A 20,167-nucleotide genomic window follows, 5' to 3' on the forward strand; every position below is an offset into this window, starting at 1 on the left:
AAAAAAACGAGGACCCCGCTGCCAGGGGCAGCGGGGTCCTCGTTCACATGGGAATTGTGGAGATGGCGGGAATCGAACCCGCGTCCAACGGTGCGGAACCAGGGCTTCTCCGAGTGCAGTTCGCTGCGCTTTTCTCGGCCCCGGAGGTCACGCGAACAAGCCTCCGACAGGCCCAGTCACTGTTTGATTTCCTTCTAGGCCCCGTGACCGGGCTTAGAAGTTTAGATCCCTAGTTGATGCCAGGATCCGGGTCGGGACCAACCCCGGGCTGACACTCCGCAGAGTCTTCGCTAGCTGCTGATTAGGCAGCGAGGGCGAAGGCGGAGGAATCGCGCTTAGAAGTGGCGATTATTGTTTGCGACATATGGTTTACGAGATCATTGTCGCTTCCTCGACTCGCTTCCCCTGCCTCGACATCCGCTGTCGAAACCGATCATCCCCATGTTGATTTTTCAAATCGCGCACCTTCGCTGAGGTGCACGGCCCATCGTACGTGACCAACGCGCACGGATGCCACCGTATTCCGGCGGCTCCGGGGCACGGGCCCCGGACCGGGTGGTGCCTACGCGCTGCGCTGGCGCCGGCGGGCCGCCGAGATCGCGCGGTTCGTCTCCCGCGTGTCCTGCTTCTCGCGCAGCGTCTGCCGCTTGTCGAACTCCTTCTTGCCCTTGGCGAGCGCGATCTCGACCTTGACCCGGCCGTCCTTGAAGTACAGGGCGAGGGGCACGATGGTGTGACCCGTCTCCTGCGACTTGGACTCCAGCTTGTCGATCTCGGCCCGGTGCAGCAGCAGCTTGCGCTTCCGCTTGGCCGAGTGGTTGGTCCACGTGCCCTGCACGTACTCCGGGACGTGGATGTTGTGCAGCCACGCCTCGCCGTCGTCGATCTGGACGAAGCCGTCGACCAGCGACGCCCTGCCCATCCGCAGCGACTTGACCTCCGTGCCCATGAGCACGAGACCGCACTCGTAGGTGTCGAGGACGTGGTAGTCGTGCCGCGCCTTCTTGTTCTGCGCGATCATCTTGCGCCCGGTGTCTTTTTCCTTGGCCATAGTGCGGTCATTTTCGCACTACGACCCACCCCCGAGGCCACTCAATACCGTCTCGCCCCGCTGCTGGGCCTCCGGACCCGCTCCGACGTCCGGCGTGATGCCGCTCCCCTCGACGCTGCGGCCGGCCGGAGTGCGGTAGTGCCCGACGGTCAGCTCGGCCACCGAACCGCCCGGGAGCTTGCTGGGCATCTGCACGGCGCCCTTGCCGAAGGTGCGGGAACCGACGGTCACGGCCCTGCCCCGGTCCTGCAGCGCACCGGTCAGCAGTTCGGCGGCGCTCATGGTGCCGCCGTCGACCAGGACCACCACGGGGCGCTCGGTGTCGCCGCCGGCGTCGGCGTACAGGGCACGCTGCTCACCGTGCACGTCGTAGGTGGCGACGAGGCCGCCGTCGAGGAAGGCCGAGGAGGCGGTGACGGCCTCGGTGACGAGGCCGCCCGCGTTGGCCCGGAGGTCCAGGAGGATCCCGGCTTCCCCGGGTGCCTCGTCCACGGCGTCGCGGACCGCGGTGCCCGTGCCCTTGGTGAACGCGGAGACCTTGATCAGCACGGCGGAGGAGGGAGCCCGTCCGAGGCGCCGGACGCTCACCGGGTCCGTGCTGAGCCGCGCCCTGCGCAGGGTCGTGGTCCAGGAGTGCCCGCCGCGGCTCAGTCCGAGGACGACGGAGGAGCCCTCGGCCGCCTTCGTGCGGTCCCCGCGCAGCAGCGCGACGACCTCGGCGACGGGGCGCTTCTCGACGGGCCGGCCGTCGAGGGTGCGCAGCAGGTCGCCCCCGCGCACGCCCGCCCGGTCCGCGGGCCCGCCGGGCTGGACCGCCGTCACCGTGACCTCGCCACGGGCCGAGCGGCGGGCGGAGATCCCCACGCCGGTGTACGAGCCGTCGAGGGCCTGCTCGAGCTCCTCGTACTCCCGCTCGTCGTAGACCGCGCCCCAGCGGTCCCCGCTGCGGCTGACGACCTCCTCGGCGGCGTCCGTGCCCGACTTCCCGTCGGCCTCGGCGTCGGCGACCGCGTCCGCGATCTCCTCGCGGTCCACCGAACCGATGGTGGAGGACACGGCACGGGTCTTTATCTCGGTGCCCGTGCCTCCCTCGCGGGGCAGGGACCCGGTGGCCGCGGCGGTCGCCAGCACGCTCGCGAACACCAGCGTCAGGGCCGCCCCGCGGTGGATACCGCGGGGTTTCAGGTGGTACGTATGGCCCGGCATGGGGCCGAGTGTAGGACAACGCCCCGTCCGCCCACGGCGCGTTGGCCGCATGCGGGACGGGGCGCTCGTCACACCTTGAGGTACTTGCGCAACGCGAAGAGGGCGGCGACGGCGGGCATCAGCAGACCGATCGCGAGGACCAGCGGAAGCTTCGTGAGCACCGCTTCCCATCCGATGAAGTCGATCAGGTTCAGCTTCTCCTGGAGCGCGAGACCGCCGTCGATCAGGAAGTACCGGGCCGCTATCAGGATCACGCAGGCGAGCAGTCCGCCGATCAGACCGGCGAAGGCGGCCTCCATGATGAACGGCATCTGGATGTAGAAGCCCGAGGCCCCCACCAGCCGCATGATGCCCGTCTCCCGTCTCCGGCTGAACGCCGAGACGCGGACGGTGTTCACGATGAGCATCAGCGCGATGACCAGCATCAGCCCCATCAGGAAGATCGCGGCCACGTTCATGCCGTTCATCAGCCCGAAGAGGTTGTCGAGGATGCTGCGCTGGTCCTGGACGGACTGCACCCCGTCACGGCCCGCGAAGGCCGTCGCGACCACCTTGTACTTCTGCGGGTCCTTGAGCTTGACCCGGAACGACTCCTGCATCTGGTCCGGCGTGATGTTGCCGGCCATCGGCGAGTCGCCGAACTGCTCCTGGTAGTGCTTGTACGCGTCGTCGACGTTCTCGAAGAGGACCGGCTTCTCGACGGCCTCCATCTTCTCGAGGTCGGCCTTGATCTCCTTCTTCTGCTCCGCGGTGACGGCCCCCTTGGCGCACTTGGGGACGTCCTTGGCGTCGTTCTTGTTGCAGAGGAAGATCGAGACGTTGACCTTGTCGTACCAGTAGGTCTTCATCGAGCTGACCTGCTCGCGCATCAACAGCGCACCGCCGAACAGGGCGAGCGAGAGGGCGACGGAGACCACGACCGCGAAGGTCATCGTGAGGTTGCGACGAAGACCGACGCCGATCTCCGACAGGACGAACTGGGCGCGCATGGCGTCCTTTCAGTACTCGATGCTCAGTGCTGGTAGCCGTAGACGCCACGCGCCTGGTCACGGACGAGACGGCCCTGCTCGAGCTCGATGACGCGCTTGCGCATCTGGTCGACGATGTTCTGGTCGTGGGTCGCCATGATCACGGTGGTGCCGGTCCGGTTGATCCGGTCCAGCAGCTTCATGATGCCCACGGAGGTCTGCGGGTCGAGGTTGCCGGTCGGCTCGTCCGCGATCAGCAGCATGGGGCGGTTGACGAACGCCCGCGCGATGGCGACACGTTGCTGCTCACCGCCGGAGAGCTCACCGGGCATCCGGTCCTCCTTGCCCCCGAGACCCACGAGGTCGAGAACCTGCGGCACCGCCTTGCGGATCTCACCGCGGGGCTTGCCGATGACCTCCTGCGCGAAGGCCACGTTCTCGGCGACGGTCTTGTTGGGGAGGAGCCGGAAGTCCTGGAACACCGTGCCCAGCTGGCGGCGCATCTGCGGCACCTTCCAGTTGGACAGCCGCGCGAGGTCCTTGCCGAGGACATGGACCATGCCCTGACTGGCGCGCTCCTCCCGGAGGATGAGCCGCATGAAGGTGGACTTGCCGGAGCCGGAGGAGCCCACCAGGAAGACGAACTCGCCCTTCTCGATGTCGAGTGAGACGTCCCGGAGAGCTGGGCGGCTCTGCTTCGGGTAGGTCTTGGAGACGTTGTCGAATCGGATCACGGATGCACCACGGTCGGCCGGGGGTAGGTGAGCGTGACCATACGCGAACCGGGTGAGCGCGTGCAGTCGGCGTCCGGCAATGAGGGATTTGTGACGGAACGCGGTACGGAACGAAACGGGGCGTGCCGGACCTTGTCCGGCGGGCCGCGCCGAAACCGCCGCGAGCTGGCACAGTGGAAGGGGGAACGGTTGCGTTTCCCTGAGCGTTGTGCGGAGAGAACGTGAATGCGGCTCCGCCGCGCGGGAGGAGGAGTGCGCATGACCTATGACCGACTGGTGTGCGCGAACTGCGCGGCGCCCGTGAGCGAGGGCCGCTGCCGTGTCTGTCGGGCGAGCCGGGAGCGCATGCAGGAGCAGGGGCCGTTCGCGGGGCTCAATCCCGCGATGCTGATAGCGCTGATGGTGATCCTGGTGGCCGCCCTGGCCCTGCTGGCGCACCAGGCCGTCTGAGCGGGAAGGCGCCTCGCGTCCGCCCGGCGGGGCTGAGGCGTGCGCGTACGGCCGCAGGAGCGGCTCCGGTACACGAAAGGGCCCGGGAGGCCTTGAAGGCTCTCCCGGGCCCTTCAGCGTGCGCGTGAGGCTCAGGCGGTCGTGCGACCGCCGGCCAGGCGCGGCAGGATGCGGAAGCCGATGCCACCGGCGATCATCGTCGCGGCACCGAGCAGCAGGAACGTGGTCTCGGCCGCACCGGTCTCGGCGAGCTCGTCCTTGCCCTTGCCCTGCTCGACCGGCTGGTTGCCGACACTGTCCGTGTCGGTGTTGTCACCGGCGTCCGGGTAGGACGGGTCGGGCGTCCCGGTGGAACCGCCGTCCGTGGACCCACCATCCGTGGAGCCGCCGTCCGTGGACCCACCATCCGTGGAGCCGCCGTCGGTGGAGCCGCCGTCCGTGGAGCCACCATCCGTGGACCCGCCGTCGGTCGTGCCACCGTCGGTCGCGCCACCATCCGTGGCACCACCATCGGTCGCACCGCCATCGGTCGCACCGCCGTCGGTCGCGCCACCATCCGTGGCACCACCATCGGTCGCACCGCCATCGGTCGCACCGCCGTCGGTCGCGCCACCATCCGTGGCACCACCATCGGTCGCACCGCCATCGGTCGCACCGCCGTCGGTCGCGCCACCATCCGTGGCACCACCGTCAGTCGCGCCACCGTCCGTGGCGCCACCGTCCGTGGCACCACCATCGGTCGCGCCGCCATCGGTCGCGCCACCATCGGTCGCGCCACCGTCGACACCACCGGCGCCGCTGTCGCCGCCGCCGTCAACGCCGCCGGCGCCACTGTCACCGTCGTCGCCCGTGCCGACCTGGGCGCTGACGCTGGCGTCCGCACCGTCGATCTCGAGTCCCAGGCCGATGCCGACCGCCTGTGCGGCGCCCGCTGCCGTGAGCGAGGCACCCGCGGCAATAACCGCACCAGCGGCTATCCGCGCGACGCGGATGCGCGTCTTCTTCGTCATCTGTTGCTACCCCCAGTAGCTGATCTCGTCGATGGAGCAGCCATATGCGGTCCTCGGCCCTGCGGGGTCACTCCTCCTGCAGGGCCACGCCGTACCGTGGTCATCCCGCCCGCCCCCGATCACACCTGTCCCAGACATACGCGTGCTGCTTCTGCACCCTGTCCAGAGATAAGGAGTACGTCAAGGCCGTTCCGGGGGGATAAGAGCTGCTATAGGGGTTCTTGACTGCTAATAGGAAGCACGACTGTGACGCGTTCGCCACACGTCCCCCTCAACTCCCCTGTGCATCCGACGGGATGGGAACGCGAAGGGCCCGGACGGTGAATCCCGTCCGGGCCCCGCAGCCGTACGGCTGGAGTTACTTCTCGCTCTGCTTGCGCCAGCGGATGCCGGCCTCGACGAAGCCGTCGATCTCGCCGTTGAAGACCGCTTCGGGGTTGCCCATCTCGAACTCCGTACGCAGGTCCTTGACCATCTGGTACGGGTGCAGGACGTACGAACGCATCTGGTTGCCCCAGGAGTTGCCGCCGTCCCCCTTGAGCGCGTTCATCTTCGCCTGCTCCTCCTGGCGGCGGCGCTCGAGGAGCTTCGCCTGGAGGACGTTCATCGCGGACGCCTTGTTCTGGATCTGCGAGCGCTCGTTCTGGCAGGAGACGACGATGCCGGTCGGCAGGTGGGTCAGGCGCACCGCGGAGTCCGTGGTGTTGACGCCCTGACCGCCGGGGCCCGACGAGCGGTACACGTCCACGCGCAGCTCGGACTCGTCGATCTCGACGTGGTCGGTCTGCTCGACGACCGGCAGCACCTCGACACCCGCGAAGGACGTCTGGCGACGGCCCTGGTTGTCGAAGGGCGAGATGCGGACGAGGCGGTGGGTGCCCTGCTCCACGGAGAGGGTGCCGTAGGCGTAGGGCACCTCCACCGCGAAGGTGGTCGACTTGATGCCGGCCTCTTCGGCGTACGCCGTCTCGTAGACCTCGGTCTTGTAGTTGTGCCGCTCCGCCCAGCGGAGGTACATGCGCTGGAGCTTCTCCGCGAAGTCCGCCGCGTCGACGCCGCCCGCCTCGGCCCGGATGGTGACCAGGGCCTCGCGCGCGTCGTACTCGCCGGAGAGGAGGGTGCGGACCTCCATCTCGTCGAGCGCCTTGCGGACGGACTCGAGCTCCGCCTCGGCCTCGGCCTGCGTGTCGGCGTCACCCTCGTCCTCGGCGAGCTCGAAGAGGACTCCGAGATCGTCGATACGGCTCCGCAGGGCCTCGGTCTTGCGGACCTCGGCCTGGAGGTGCGAAAGCTTGCTGGTGATCTTCTGCGCCGCGTCCGGGTCGTCCCAGAGGGACGGGGCCGCCGCCTGCTCCTCGAGCGCGGCGATGTCGGCCCTCAGCGCATCCAGGTCCAGGACGGCCTCGATCGACCCCATGGTCGAGGAGAGGGACTTCAGCTCTTCGGAAATATCGACGACTGCCACGGGTCCAGCGTAACGGCTGGGCGAGTGAACCTGTCCCTCCCCCGGATCACGGGCCTCCCGGGGCCCCGGATCCCGGCCCTCCCGGGACGGCCCTCAGGGGGCCGTCGGGGCGGAATTCCGCGTGTCCCCGGGGGCCGAGCCCGGGTCGTCGCCGCTCGTGGCGAGCCAGCCGCCCACCCCGACCGCCGCACACAGGGCCACCGCCGCCACGCCCAGGGTGATCCTGCGCTTGCGGACGGCCGCCGACTTGTTCCGCGCCGAGCCGGGGCGTGGCCGGCCGGGGGCGCGCGGGGCGCGGGCCGTGCCGAGGGGGCCGCCGGAGAGTTCGTCGGGGCCGGGCACCCTCATGCTCGTGTGGGTGTCCCGGTTGGAGTCAGGGGAGGAGCCGGGCACCAGCGGCACCGCGCCTCGGCGGCGGGGCTCCTCCGGGGCCGGGGTGTACTGCTGCTCGTCGTACGCCTGCGGTTCGGACTCGTTGTCCGGCTCGTCGACGTCGAGCGGGGGTATCCCGGACAGGAGCGGGAGCAGCTCGCGCAGCCGGGTCGCGAGCTCGGAGGCACGGAGCCGGGACGCCGGGGCCTTGGCGAGGCACTGGACCAGGAGCTGCCAGAGCTCCTCGGGGATGCCCGGGAGCGGGACGACCGTCTCGGTCACATGGCGCCGCAGGACGGCGCCGGGGTGACCGCCTCCGAAGGGGGTGAAGCCGGCGAGGAGCTCGTAGAGCACGGTGGCCAGGGCGTAGATGTCCACGGCGGCGCGCGGCGGGAGGCCCTCGACGATCTCGGGCGCCAGGTAGTCCGGCGTACCGATGATCTTGGTGGCCTTGGTGCGGCGCGGGGTGTCGATCAGCTTGGCGACGCCGAAGTCGGTCAGCAGCGCGGGGTGCGAGCCGCCGGGGCCGAGCGGGCCCTCCATGTCGAGCAGGATGTTCTCCGGCTTGACGTCACGGTGCACCACACCGGCCCGGTGCGCGGCGGCGAGTCCGTCGGCGACGTCCGCGATGATCGCGGCGGCGGCCTCCGGGGCGAGGCGGCGTTCGCGGTCGAGACGGGTGCGCAGGTCGGTGCCCCGCACCAGGTCCATGACCAGGGCCAGATCGGTGCCGTCCACCACGAGGTCGCGGACGGCGACGACGTGCGGATGCCCGAGCCCGAGCAGCGCGGTGCGTTCCTGCACGAAGCGGCCCACGAGCTCCTGGTCGGACGCGAGGTCCTCGCGGAGCAGCTTGATGGCGACCGGGCCCTCGGGCCCTTCGCCGAGCCACACCGTGCCGGCGCTGCCGCGCCCCAGGATCTGGTGCGCGGTGTACCGGCTGCCGATATTCCGTGCCAAGACTGCTCCCTCAGCGGCTGGCGTTGACCCCCGGTCGACAAAGTTACGCGGCGAACGGGGTGCTGCGTGCCCTGGATGGCGCCAACCTTCACTTCTGCGGGCGAATTGGGCCCGCAGAAGTCGACAAAGGCACAGAGTGGGTGAGGTTACTGACCGGTCGTGCCCCCGGAGCCACCGCTCCCGCCGATCTCCTCGAACCAGTCGGTGACCTTGGTGATGCCGTCCCCTATGGCGTCCCAGAAGCTCTTGCCCTGGGCGACCCAGTCCTGAAGCGGCGTCAGCTCCCAGATGAGCCAGGCCGCGACGACCAGGAGCACCACCGAGAACAGGCATCCCTTGAGGCAGCCGAGGCCGGGGATGCGCATCGGATTGGCGCTGCGCTGCCTCGGCTGGCGCGGGGCCGGCTGCTGGGGCGGCGGCTGCTGCGGAGGCGCGTACTGCTGCCGCTGCGGCTGCTGGGGCCGCTGTTGCTGCTGGGGCTGCGGCTGGTAGCGCTGGGGCTGCTGCTGCGGGTACTGCCGGCCGCGCTGCTGCTGGGGCTGCGGGCGCTGGTCCTGCGGCGGCTGCTGGCGCTGCGGCCGGCGGCGCAGCGGGTCCTGGTCGGGGTCGAGGTACTGGACCTGCGTCTGCTCGTTGCGGTCACGGGCCGCCCTGAGCTGGGACTGCCAGGGGTGCGGTTCGTCGGGCCGCGGGGGGCCCGACGGCACGGGAGGCATCATCGCGGTCGGGTCGGCCTGGCCGCCCCCGCCCGGGGTCTGCCGCATCACGCTGGTCGGGGCCGCGGGGTCGTACGAACCCGCGTTGCTCGGCAGCACCTGCGTCGGGTCGGCCGCGCCCGGGGTCTCCGGTACGGCGGCGGGCGCCGGGTCGGGGGCGAGCAGGGCACCCACGCCCTCGGCGGCGGCGATCTGCGCCGAGTTCGCGTGCACGCCGATGCCCGCGCCGACGGTGCGCAGGGCACGGGCGAGGTTCACGGCGCTGGGCCGCTGGTCCGGGTCCTTGCGCAGGCAGCGCTCGATGACCGTCCACAGCGGTTCGGGGACAGTGCTGGGGCGCCGGGGCTCCTCGCTGAGGTGCCGGTGCAGGACCTCGAGCGCGGTGCCCCCGGCGAACGGGGGACGGCCGGTGACCAGCTCGTACAGCAGGATGCCCGCGCCGTAGACGTCCACGGCGGAGGTCTGCGGACGGCCCTCGGCGGACTCGGGCGCCACATAGGCGGGCGTGCCGACGAACTCGTGGGTCCTGGTCAGGCCCGGGGAGTCCGCGAGGCGCGCGATGCCGAAGTCGGTGAGCATCGGGCGCATCTCGCCGTTGCGCTCGTCGAGCAGCACGTTGGCCGGCTTGAGGTCCCGGTGCACGACGCCGTCGGCGTGGCTGGCGGCCAGCGCGTCCGCGATCTGGGCGGTGAGCAGCGAGGCGGCGACCGGGCTGAGCGGGCCGTTCTCGCGGAGGTAGCGGTGCAGGTCGGGACCGTCGATCAGGTCCATCACCAGGGCGAGGAGATCGCCCTCGACGACGAGGTCCCGGGTGCGCACGATGTTCGCGTGGGTGAGCCGCAGCAGCACCGAGCGCTCACGCAGGAACCGCATCACGACATCCGCGTCGTTGGCGAGCTCCTCCTTGAGCACCTTGATCGCGACGGTTTCGCCGGGCTGCCCGGCGACGGCCGCCTCGGCGCCCGCGGTCTCCCGCTGGCGGGCTCGCCAGACGGTGCCCGTGGCGCCGCGTCCGAGCGGCTCCTCGAGCAGGTACTTGCTGCCGACTGGCCGCACGTCACGCGCTCCCTGCTGATCGTTGTGCTCGCGGTCCCCCGGGGCCCGCCCGGATGTTCCGGCCCACTCTAGTGCCGCCGTACGGGGTACCGGCGGGTCGTCCTCCGGTCGTGTCACCGCTGTGCCGGGGGAATCCACCGGCAATCCACCCCGGCAATCCACCGGCAATCCACCGGCAATCCACCGGACGAGACGCAGACACGGAAGAGTTGGTTGCCGAACGAGTGTGCAGCACGTCTTCGGCAAGACCAAGCAGGCACTTTTGCACCCACACTCGGCCATTCAAGATCACTGAGCGGCCACCCCCGGGCGTGTTGTCGGTGGCAGGTGCGAGGATGCCTCCAGCACGGAACCGTGAGGTCGGGAGCCTCACCCTCCGTGACGACCTGTACCGGACGACGCGTCCGTGTCCGGGTGGGGGGAATCACAGGGCATTTCCCCTGCCGGGCACCCCGCGCAGAAGGGACCGCTGACGGCGATGCAGATCCGGCTGACCGTCCTCGCGCCGCGCAGCGGCCAGACCCCGGCGCGCGCCTGCGACGTGCTCGTGACCGCCCCCGCCGGGACGGCACTCGCCGCCGTCGCCTCCGCCCTCGCCGCGGCCGTGTCCGGCCCCGAGGGATCCCTGGGCGGCGGCGCCACCGTGCTGTACGCCGGGCGCGAGCGGCTCGACCCGCAGCGCTGCGCCCTCGGCGAGCCGCCCCTCGTGGACGGGACGGTGCTCTCGCTCCAGGTCCCCGGCGAGGACGAGGCCGCGGACGACGCCGTACCGGCGCGGCTGCACGTGATCGCGGGGCCCGACGCCGGCGGGGTCCACCTGCTGCACGGCGGACAGATCCGGATCGGCCGCTCGGCCGAGGCGGACGTCCCGCTCGACGACCCCGACGTGTCGCGGCTGCACTGCGCGGTGACGGTCTCCGACGACGGCCGGGTCTCCGTCGCCGACCTGGGCTCCACCAACGGCACCTCGCTGGACGGCGTGGACGTCCACGACCGCCCGGTCCGGCTCGCCCCGGGCGCCCTGCTGCGGCTCGGCGAGTCCACGCTCCGGCTCACGCCCGGCTCACGCACCCCCACGCTCACGACGGCGCCCGACGGTGAGGGCCACCTGCGGGTGGCCCGCGCGGAGGCCGGCGGCCTGCGGGCGGACGGCTCCGCGGGAGCGGATGGCGAGCCCGGAGCGGACGTGACCGCCCCCGAGGGACACGGCCACACCTACAGCTCCGCCCCCGCCGGCCACGACGCGTACGACGAGGACGGACCGGCGGGCCACGACGCGTACCTGGGCGAGCCCTCCCCGCAGGCCACCCATGGCCGCGGCTCCTCGCTGACCCCGGACGAGCCCCCCAGGCGGGGCGGCATAGGCGCCTGGGCGAGGCGGCTCAAGACCGGCAAGGGCGAGCAGTCCCACGAGGCCCGGGCCGGTGACCGGCCGGCGGCCGGCGGACCCGGCCGCACGTCCGGCCCGCGCTCCCCCTCCCTGCCCCACGGCTCCCCCTCCGCCCCGGCCGGTACCTGGCCGGACCCCGCGACCGTGCTCCTCACGGCGCTCGGCCCCGGCCCCCGCCTGTGGGAGCGCGACACCGCGCACCCCGAGGCCCTGGTCGTACGGCTCGGGACGACGGAGCGGGCCGACCTTCCCGCCGTGCCGGTCACCGTCGGGCTGCGGGAGGCGGGCTCGCTGGGTCTCGCGGGACCGCGCGAGCGGCTCTCGGGCCTCGCCCGCTCGACGGTGGCGCAGCTCGCCGCGCTCCACTCACCCTTCGACCTGGAGATCGTGCTGATCAGCACGGACCGGTCCCGGAGCCTGGAGGAGCGGCGGCGCGAGTGGTCCTGGCTCGGCTGGCTGCCCCATCTGCGCCCCATGCACGGCCAGGACTGCCGTCTGCTCCTCGCCTACGACCGCGAGCAGGCGGCCGCCCGCGCGGCGGAGCTGGTGCGCCGCATGGAGGACGGGCCGCTGGGGTCCGGCTGGGCGAGCGCCGACCGGTCGGCCGTGGCGGAGGCGGCCCGCGACCACACGGGGCCCAGCACCGTGGTCATCGTGGACGGCGATCCCGGTTCCGCGGCCCTGCGCGAGACCACGGCGGGGCTGGCCGGTGCCGGAGCGGCAGCCGGGATCCATCTGATCTGTCTGGCCGAGGCCCCGGCCGCCTCCCCGACCTCTCCGGTCGCCGCGACCTACGACACCGCCTGCCGGGCCTCGATCGCGTTCCGCGAGTGCGGCGCGGTCGCCATGCTGAGCGGCGATGTGGCGACCGCGCTGCGGCTGCTGCGCACCTCGGGCGGCCAGGCTGCGGGCCACGGCACCGTCGCCTCGGTGGACGCCGTGTCGGCGGCCTGGGCCGAGCGGTTCGGGCGTGCCCTCGCCCCCCTGCGGGACGAGGGGACGGCCACCCTGCCCGGCCGGCCCATGGCGGCGGCCCTGCCGCCGTCCGCCCGGCTGCTGGACGAGCTGGGGCTCGCCAGGGCCACCCCGGCCTCCCTGATGGCGCGGTGGGCGTCCACGGCCGAGGACCAGCCGGGGGCGACGGTGCGCGCGGCGCCCGTGCCCGGCGCGGACCTGGACACGACGAGCTCGGGCCGCACGCTGAGCACGGGCCCCCGGGTGGGCGCGCAGCGCGACTCCCCCGACTCCGGGCACACCCCGTTCCGCAGCGGCGGGCCGACCAGTTCGGGCTCGGGCTCCTCCGCGTACACCCCCGCGGGCACGGGCTCCCCCCGGATCGGCACCCAGCGCCGGGACAGCGGGACCCCCGCGCCCGCGGTCCCCTCCGGTCACGCGGGGCGGCCCGTGATCGTGCTCGGCGCGGGCCCCCGCGGCCCGCTCTCCGTCGACCTGGCCGAGGAAGGACCGCACCTGCTGGTCGAAGGGCCCGCGGGCAGCGGCCGTACGGAGCTGCTGCGCGCCGTCGCGGCCTCCCTGTCCGCCGCCGCCCGCCCCGACCGGCTCGGCATCCTCGTCATCGACGGGGCCGGCGGCGAGCACGGGGAGCGCGGCGAGGGGCTGGGCCCCTGCACGGAGCTGCCGCACGTCTTCTCGCACCTGGTGGCCTCCGACCCCGTACGGATGCGTGAGTTCGCCCAGGCGCTGGGCGGCGAGCTGAAGCGCCGGGCGGAGCTGCTCGGTCCGCTGGACTTCACGGCCTGGCACGCGCGGTACGAGGAGGCGCGGACCCTCGGCGGACGTCGCCCCGCCGGAGCCGCCGAGCAGCGTGGTGACATCGAGTCGCCCGCCAGCGGCACCCTGCGTCTGCGGCCCGCCTCGGCGCGTCCCGTGGATCCCGGCCCCTCGCCGCTTCCCCGGCTCGTCGTCCTGGCCGACGACTTCGACGCCCTGGTCGCCCCGGCGCTCGGCAGCCCCGGCCGTCCCTCCGCCGGGTCGGTCGTCCGGGTGCTGGAGGCCGTGGCCAGGGACGGGGGGCGCCTCGGCGTCCACCTGGTGGCCTCCTCCGCCCGCCCGGACCGCACCGAGGACACCGAGCTGGCCCGGGGCGCGCGGCTGCGCATCGTGCTCGACCCGCCCGTCGTCCCGCCCTCCCCCGACGAGCCCGCTCCGGGCCGGGGGCGGCTGGGGCATCCGGACGGCCGGGTGACCCCGTTCCAGGGCGGCCGGGTCACCGGCCGCATCCCGCGCACGGCGACCCTGCGCCCCACCGTCGTACCGCTGGAGTGGGAGCGGATGGGCGATCCGCCGGCCCGTCGGCCGGTCCGCGAGCTGGGCAACGGGCCCACCGACCTGGCCCTGCTCGCCAGTGCCCTGGAGAGGGCCGCCCGTTCGGTGAACGCGGAGCCGCTCCCCCCGCTGATCCCCTGACCCCCCGGGCGCGGATCAGGTGCCGGTACCGACAGCGGTCACGGCGATCCGGCCGGCCGACGCGACGTCACGAGCCGATCACGATCACGGAGTTGGCGCGGACAGCGGTATTGCGGCTCCGGTGCGCCGGGCATAGGACTGTGCGCACGGACGACGTGAACCGCACGATGTGAGACGTGAGCGGCACCGCAGGGTCCGACCGTTGGTGCCGGTCCGCGCACATGCGCGCGCAGGAGAGACGGGGCAGGGATGCGCAGAACCCTTCGAATGCGTAGGGCCGCACTGGTGTTCACCGCGATCGGGGCACTGGCCCTCACCGGATGCGGTGGCGACGGCGACGGCAAGGACAAGGCGGGCGAGGGCCCCGGCAAGGGCGAGGACAGCCCGTCGAGCGTCACCCTGCCGAAGCTGGACGGCGAGAAGATATCGGTGGCCGCGGTCTGGACGGGGCCCGAGCAGGCCAACTTCACCAAGGTGCTGGACGAGTTCGAGAAGCGCACGGGGGCCACGGTCACCTTCGTCCCGGCGCAGGACCCGATCGTCAACTTCCTCGGCACGAAGATCGCGGGCGGCCAGCCGCCGGACGTGGCGATGATCCCGCAGGTCGGCGCGATCCAGCAGGCCGTGGCCAAGAAGTGGGCCAAGCCGGTCGGCAACGAGGCACGGGCGCAGCTGGGCCAGAACTACGCGCAGGTCTGGCAGGACCTCGGCGCGGTCGACGGCACCCAGTACGGCGTCTACTTCAAGGCCGCCAACAAGTCCCTGATCTGGTACAACGCCAAGGCGTTCGAGAACGCGGGCGCGAGCGAGCCGAAGACCTGGAAGGACTTCCTGGCCACCGCCGAGACGGTCTCCGCCTCCGGTGTCACCCCGGTCTCGGTCGGCGGGGCGGACGGCTGGACGCTCACCGACTGGTTCGAGAACGTCTACCTCTCCCAGGCCGGTCCGGAGAAGTACGACCAGTTGGCCAAGCACGAGATCAAGTGGACGGACCCGTCCGTCAAGGACGCCCTGACCACGCTCGCCGAGCTGTTCGGCAAGCCGAGCCTGATCTCCGGCGGCGCGGACGGCGCGCTGCAGACCGAGTTCCCGGCATCCGTCACCCAGACCTTCACGGGCGGCGACCAGCCCAAGGGCGCGATGGTCTTCGAGGGCGACTTCGTCTCCATCAACATCGCGCAGACCAAGGCGAAGATCGGTACCGACGCCAAGGTGTTCCCGTTCCCCGCGGTCGGCGCGGACTCCCCCGTGGTGACGGGCGGGGACGCGGCCGTGGCGCTCAAGGACACCAAGGGCGCCCAGGCCCTGCTGACCTGGCTGGCCTCCAAGGACTCGGCGAAGATCTGGGCCGAGGCCGGCGGGTTCATCTCGCCCAACAAGTCGCTGGACACGGCCGCGTACCCGAACGACGTGCAGCGCACGATGGCCGAGGCGCTGATCGACGCCGGTGACGACGTCCGGTTCGACATGTCCGACCAGGCCCCGCAGTCGTTCGGCGGGACGCCCGGCAAGGGTGAGTGGAAGACGCTCCAGGACTTCCTGAAGAACCCGAAGGACATCGCGGGGACCCAGGCGAAACTGGAGTCCGACGCGGCCAAGGCGTACACGAGCTGACGGGATGACCACAGCGACCGCGGGGGGCGCCGGCAGCGCGCCCCCCGCCGACAAGCAACCTGTCCCGGGCACGGGGAAGCGCCCACGGGGAAGCGTGACCGGCACCCGCAGAGCGGTCGCGGCGGCGTTCCTGCTGCCGGCCCTCGTGCTGCTCGGCGCACTCGTCGTCTATCCCATCGTGTACTCCGTCTACCGCTCGTTCCTCGACCGGTCCGGCACCGGATTCGTGGGCCTGGACAACTACGAGGCCCTGTTCACGGACGACACCATCCGGACGGCCGTCGAGAACAACGCGGTCTGGGTCGTGTTCGCACCGACGGTCGCCACCGTGCTGGGGCTGATCTTCGCCGTGCTCACGGAAAGGATCCGGTGGGGCACTGCGTTCAAGCTGATCGTCTTCATGCCGATGGCGATCTCGATGCTGGCCGCCGGGATCATCTTCCGGCTGGTGTACGAGCAGGCGCCCGAGCGCGGTGTCGCCAACGCCGTGGCGGTGGGCGTCCACGACACGTTCGCTCGGTCCTCGGGCTTCCCGAAGGCGCATCCGCTGCCCGTCCATCCGCTGAAGGCGGGCGGTGGCGGCTCCTTCGTGACGAAGGAGACCGTGCGGGCCGGTGAACCGGTGAGCCTCCCGCTGGTCGGTGTGGTGCCGGCGAAGATGCCCGGCGACGCGGAACCCGCGAAGGCGGCCACCGCGTCCGGCGAGGGCATCACCGGGACGGCCTGGCTCGACTTCACCAAGGGCGGCGGCGGCAAGCCGAACGTCGTCGATCCGAAGGAGCTCGGCCTCAAGGGCATCACCGTCGAAGCGGTCAAGGACGGCAAGGTCGTCGCCACGGCGACGGCAGGAGCGGACGGGGTGTTCACCCTGCCCGCCTCGGCCGACGGTTCGCTGCTCCGCCTCCCGGCGGACAACTTCCGGGAGCCGTACAACGGGGTCGACTGGCTCGGGCCGTCCCTCGTGACACCCGGGATCATCGGCAGCTACGTCTGGATGTGGGCCGGGTTCGCGATGGTGCTGATCGCCGCGGGCCTGGCTGGTCTGCCGCGCGAACTCCTGGAAGCGGCGCGGGTGGACGGCGCCAACGAGTGGCAGGTGTTCCGCCGGATCACGGTGCCGATGCTGGCACCGGTGCTCGCGGTGGTCCTGGTCACCCTGATGATCAACGTCCTGAAGATCTTCGACCTGGTCTTCATCATCGCGCCGGGTTCCTCCCAGGACGACGCGAACGTCCTGGCCCTCCAGCTCTACCGCTCCTCGTTCGGCACGGACGCGGATCTCGGGGTCGGCAGCGCCATCGCCGTACTCCTGTTGCTGCTGGTGATCCCGGTGATGCTGTTCAACATCCGCCGGATGCGGAAGGAGGGACGCCGGTGACGACATCGACCGAGGCCGCACAGGCCGGGCGCGGCACACGGGCCGAACCGGCGGCGGAGGCCCGGCAGGGCCTCGGTGCGCGGATCGCCGCACGGGCGGGCGGCGGGGCCATGCGGGTCTTCCTCGTCCTGGTCGCCCTGTTCTGGCTGATGCCGACCATCGGGCTGCTGCTCTCCTCGCTGCGCGGGGCGGAGGACATCGCGGCGACCGGCTGGTGGAAGGTCTTCACCGCGCCCTCCGAGCTGACCTTCGACAACTACCAGCGACTGCTCGACAACTCGACGATCACGGACTCCCTCTTCAGCACGGTCATGATCACCGTGCCGTCCACGGTGCTGGTGGTCGTCATCGGCTCGCTCGCCGGGTACGCCTTCGCCTGGATGGAGTTCCCCGGCCGCGACTGGTGGTTCCTGCTGGTCGTGGGACTGCTCGTGGTCCCCGTCCAGGTCGCCCTGATCCCGGTGTCCGAGCTCTTCGGCACCATCGGGATCTTCGAGACGACCTTCGGCGTGATCATCTTCCACACGGCGTTCGGCCTGCCGTTCGCCATCTTCCTGCTGCGGAACTTCTTCGCGGAGATCCCGCGCGAACTGCTGGAGGCCGCACGGCTGGACGGCGCCGGTGAGATCCGGCTGTTCACCCGGGTCGTGATGCCCCTCGGCGGGCCCGCGATCGCCTCGCTCGGGATCTTCCAGTTCCTCTGGGTGTGGAACGACATGCTGGTCGCGCTGATCTTCGCGGACTCGGAGTCCCCGCCGATCACCGTCGCCCTGCAGCAGCAGGTCCGGCAGTTCGGCAACAACATCGACGTACTGGCGCCCGGCGCCTTCGTGTCGATGGTGATCCCGCTGGCGGTGTTCTTCGCCTTCCAGAGGCAGTTCGTGTCCGGTGTGATGGCGGGCGCCGTCAAGTAGAGCGCGGGGACCGAGCGGTACGACAGCACATACGTTCGTCAACATGAGGGCGGCCCGTTCACTCCCGATCGGGCCGCCCTACCTCGTACTTCCCCCGAATGCCACATCCGGCGTAACCATGTCACTCCATCGGCCGTTTGCGGGCCACCTGCCCTCCCGCGAACGACCCCTGGATGTGTTGTGCCCCGGTTCAGTGTCATCGTGCCCGCGTACCGGGTCCAGGCGTATCTGCACGCGTGTCTCGACTCCGTGCTGAACCAGTCGTTCAAGGACCACGAGATCATCGTGGTCGACGACTGCTCACCGGACGCCTGCGGCCCGATCGCCGACGAGTACGCCGTCCGCGACCCCCGGGTCGGCGTGGTCCACCTGCCGCACAACTCCGGCCTGGGGCCCGCCCGCAACGCCGGGGTGGCCCGGGCGACCGGAGAGTACCTGCTCTTCCTCGACGGCGACGACACCTTCGCCCCCGAGGCGCTCCAGACCATCGCCGACCGGCTCGACGCCACCGGCCGCCCCGACGTCCTGGTCTACGACTACGCCCGTACGTACTGGTCGGGCGAGAGCGTGCGCAACACCTTCTCCGAGCACCTCGCCGAGACCGGTCCCGCCTCCTTCCGGCTCGCGGACCGGCCCGAGCTGCTCAAGGTGCTCATGGTCGTCTGGAACAAGGCGTACCGGCGGGAGTTCATCGAGGCCGAGGGCTTCACCTTCCCTCCCGGCTACTACGAGGACACCCCCTGGACCTACCCGGTGCTGATGGCCGCCGGGTCGATCGCCGTCCTGGACACGGTCTGCGTCGGATACCGCCAGCGGCGCCGGGGCAACATCCTCTCGACCACCACCCACCGCCACTTCGACGTCTTCGACCAGTACGACCGCGTCTTCGCCTTCATCGACTCCCGCCCCGGACTCTCCGTCTGGCGCCCGGTGATGTTCCGCCGGATGCTCGACCACTTCTCGACCCTCTACACCTCCCGAGGCCGGCTGCCCCGCGGCACCCGCGCCCAGTTCTTCCGCCGCGCCCGCGCCCACTGCCGCCGCTACCGCACCCCCGGCGCCCCCGTGCCCCGCCGCACCCGGCTGCGGCACGCGCTGTTCCACCTGGGCGCGCACCGCACCTACCGCGCGCTCTGGGCCGCCCAGCGGCTGCGCGGCCGCCTCGGGAGCGCGGCCTCGGCAGCACGCCGCGCGGCGCGCGGGGCCGCCCTCCAGCTGCACTACCGCGTCCAGCTCCGCCTGCCCGTCCGGCGTACGGACGCGGTCTTCGCCGCCTACTGGCACCGCGGCTACACCTGCAGCCCCGCCGCCCTGGAGGCCACGGCGAGAGCCCTCGTCCCCGGGCTCCGCACCTCCTGGATCTGCCGCCCCGAGGACGCGCACACCGTGCCGGACGCGACCCGCGTGCTGCACCCGGGGACGGCCGCGTACTGGACGGCGCTGGCCCGCTCCAAGTACCTGGTGAACAACGTCAACTTCGACCGCAGACTGGTGAAGAGGCGCGGCCAGGTGCTGCTGCAGACCCATCACGGGACGCCGCTGAAGACCATGGGGACCGACCTCGTGCACCGTCCGGCCGCAGCCGGCGCCATGGACTTCGGACAGCTGCTGCGCAGCGTCGACAAGTGGGACTTCTCGCTCTCCGCCAACCAGCACTCCACCCTCGTGTGGGAGCGCACCTACCCCTCCGGCTACACCACGCTGGAGTACGGCAGCCCGCGCAACGACGTCCTCCACCGCGCGGACCACGCCGAGACCGCCCGGCTGCGCGAGCTCCTCGGCGTCCCGGACGGCAGTACCGCCCTGCTGTACGCGCCGACCCACCGCGACTACCGGCGCGCCCAGCAGCACTCCCTCGACCTGGAGCAGCTGGTCCGCGTCCTGGGCCCACGCTTCGTCATCCTGGCCCGCTCCCACTACCTGGACGAGACGGCACGGGCCACCTCAGGGCACACCCGGCACCCGCGGATCATCGACGTCAGCGCCCACCCGTCCGTGGAGGAACTCTGTATCGCCTCCGACGGGCTGATCACGGACTACTCGTCGCTGATGTTCGACTACGTCAATCTGGACCGCCCCGTCGTCCTGCACCTCGAGGACGCACAGGCCTACGAGGCGTCCCGCGGCACCTACTTCGACCCGGCGGCGTTCCCTCCCGGGGCCGTGGCCCGGGACCAGGAGGAGCTGCACGAGATCTTCGCCACGGACCACTGGCGCGGCCCCCGCTCCGCACAGCGCCGGGCGGCCTTCCGGGCGCGGTTCTGCCCGTACGACGACGGGCACGCGGCGGAGCGGGTGGTGCGCCGGGTCTTCCTCGGCGACACCTCGGGCCTGCCCCTGCCCGCCCCGCTGACGGGCCGGGGGCCCACGGGGGTACCGCGGCAGGTGCCCGTGCGGGAGTACACGAACGGGTGAGAGCGGGCCCTGGGGCCGTCGGTAGGCCCGAGGGCCACCGG

General features: G+C 71.7%; 14 protein-coding genes and 1 other RNA gene. 6 read left to right on the plus strand and 9 right to left on the minus strand.

Annotated features, from left to right (window positions below):
- Positions 1-54: 54 nt before the first annotated feature.
- The 5 genes from ssrA to ftsE all read right to left on the minus strand — a co-directional run bounded on the left by ssrA (position 55) and on the right by ftsE (position 3,959).
- Positions 55-441, minus strand: a transfer-messenger RNA (tmRNA) gene (gene ssrA / locus OG488_RS14730).
- A 121-nt stretch (positions 442-562) separates the two neighbouring features.
- The gene (smpB, locus tag OG488_RS14735) at positions 563-1,051 is read right to left on the minus strand and encodes an SsrA-binding protein SmpB (protein ID WP_329229473.1); all 489 of its coding nucleotides are present in this window, start codon (positions 1,049-1,051) and stop codon (positions 563-565) included.
- 18 nt (positions 1,052-1,069) lie between these two features.
- Complete coding sequence (locus OG488_RS14740) at positions 1,070-2,257, minus strand: S41 family peptidase (protein WP_329229475.1); 1,188 nt, start codon at positions 2,255-2,257, stop codon at positions 1,070-1,072.
- A gap of 68 nt (positions 2,258-2,325) precedes the next feature.
- On the minus strand, positions 2,326-3,246 hold the full coding sequence (gene ftsX, locus OG488_RS14745) for a permease-like cell division protein FtsX (RefSeq protein WP_329229477.1): 921 nt from the start codon (positions 3,244-3,246) through the stop codon (positions 2,326-2,328).
- Between the two features lie 23 nt (positions 3,247-3,269).
- Positions 3,270-3,959 carry a cell division ATP-binding protein FtsE gene (gene ftsE / locus OG488_RS14750; protein WP_014046319.1) on the minus strand — a complete coding sequence of 230 codons (690 nt, stop codon included), beginning with the start codon at positions 3,957-3,959 and terminating at the stop codon, positions 3,270-3,272.
- Between the two features lie 258 nt (positions 3,960-4,217).
- Here ftsE and OG488_RS14755 point away from each other — a divergent pair, with 258 nt between their 5' ends.
- Complete coding sequence (locus tag OG488_RS14755) at positions 4,218-4,409, plus strand: hypothetical protein (RefSeq protein WP_329229479.1); 192 nt, start codon at positions 4,218-4,220, stop codon at positions 4,407-4,409.
- A gap of 131 nt (positions 4,410-4,540) precedes the next feature.
- Here OG488_RS14755 and OG488_RS14760 read toward each other — a convergent pair whose 3' ends face one another.
- The 4 genes from OG488_RS14760 to OG488_RS14775 all read right to left on the minus strand — a co-directional run bounded on the left by OG488_RS14760 (position 4,541) and on the right by OG488_RS14775 (position 9,988).
- Positions 4,541-5,419 (minus strand): hypothetical protein, encoded by an 879-nt coding sequence (locus tag OG488_RS14760; RefSeq protein WP_329229481.1) that lies wholly within the window; start codon positions 5,417-5,419, stop codon positions 4,541-4,543.
- A gap of 358 nt (positions 5,420-5,777) precedes the next feature.
- Entirely contained in the window at positions 5,778-6,884 is a 1,107-nt protein-coding gene (prfB, locus tag OG488_RS14765) for a peptide chain release factor 2 (protein ID WP_329229483.1), read from the minus strand.
- A gap of 93 nt (positions 6,885-6,977) precedes the next feature.
- On the minus strand, positions 6,978-8,216 hold the full coding sequence (locus tag OG488_RS14770; protein WP_329229485.1) for a serine/threonine-protein kinase: 1,239 nt from the start codon (positions 8,214-8,216) through the stop codon (positions 6,978-6,980).
- A gap of 146 nt (positions 8,217-8,362) precedes the next feature.
- Entirely contained in the window at positions 8,363-9,988 is a 1,626-nt protein-coding gene (locus OG488_RS14775; protein ID WP_329229487.1) for a serine/threonine-protein kinase, read from the minus strand.
- Between the two features lie 478 nt (positions 9,989-10,466).
- On the opposite strand from OG488_RS14775, the gene OG488_RS14780 reads away from it, so the two are divergent.
- The 5 genes from OG488_RS14780 to OG488_RS14800 all read left to right on the plus strand — a co-directional run bounded on the left by OG488_RS14780 (position 10,467) and on the right by OG488_RS14800 (position 20,126).
- Positions 10,467-13,805, plus strand: coding sequence for an FHA domain-containing protein (locus OG488_RS14780; protein WP_329229489.1), 3,339 nt, complete (start codon positions 10,467-10,469; stop codon positions 13,803-13,805).
- 249 nt (positions 13,806-14,054) lie between these two features.
- Positions 14,055-15,419, plus strand: coding sequence for an ABC transporter substrate-binding protein (locus OG488_RS14785; RefSeq protein WP_329229491.1), 1,365 nt, complete (start codon positions 14,055-14,057; stop codon positions 15,417-15,419).
- 4 nt (positions 15,420-15,423) lie between these two features.
- Entirely contained in the window at positions 15,424-16,797 is a 1,374-nt protein-coding gene (locus OG488_RS14790; protein WP_329229493.1) for a carbohydrate ABC transporter permease, read from the plus strand.
- The gene (locus OG488_RS14795; RefSeq protein WP_403921539.1) at positions 16,794-17,711 is read left to right on the plus strand and encodes a carbohydrate ABC transporter permease; all 918 of its coding nucleotides are present in this window, start codon (positions 16,794-16,796) and stop codon (positions 17,709-17,711) included. The genes OG488_RS14790 and OG488_RS14795 overlap by 4 nt, the downstream gene beginning before the upstream one ends.
- Before the next feature lie 180 nt (positions 17,712-17,891).
- Positions 17,892-20,126: a bifunctional glycosyltransferase/CDP-glycerol:glycerophosphate glycerophosphotransferase gene (locus tag OG488_RS14800; protein WP_329229494.1), complete on the plus strand. Its 2,235-nt coding sequence runs from the start codon at positions 17,892-17,894 to the stop codon at positions 20,124-20,126.
- The last annotated feature ends 41 nt before the right edge of the window (positions 20,127-20,167 follow it).

Source organism: Streptomyces sp. NBC_01460, assembly GCF_036227405.1.
Lineage (GTDB): Bacteria > Actinomycetota > Actinomycetes > Streptomycetales > Streptomycetaceae > Streptomyces.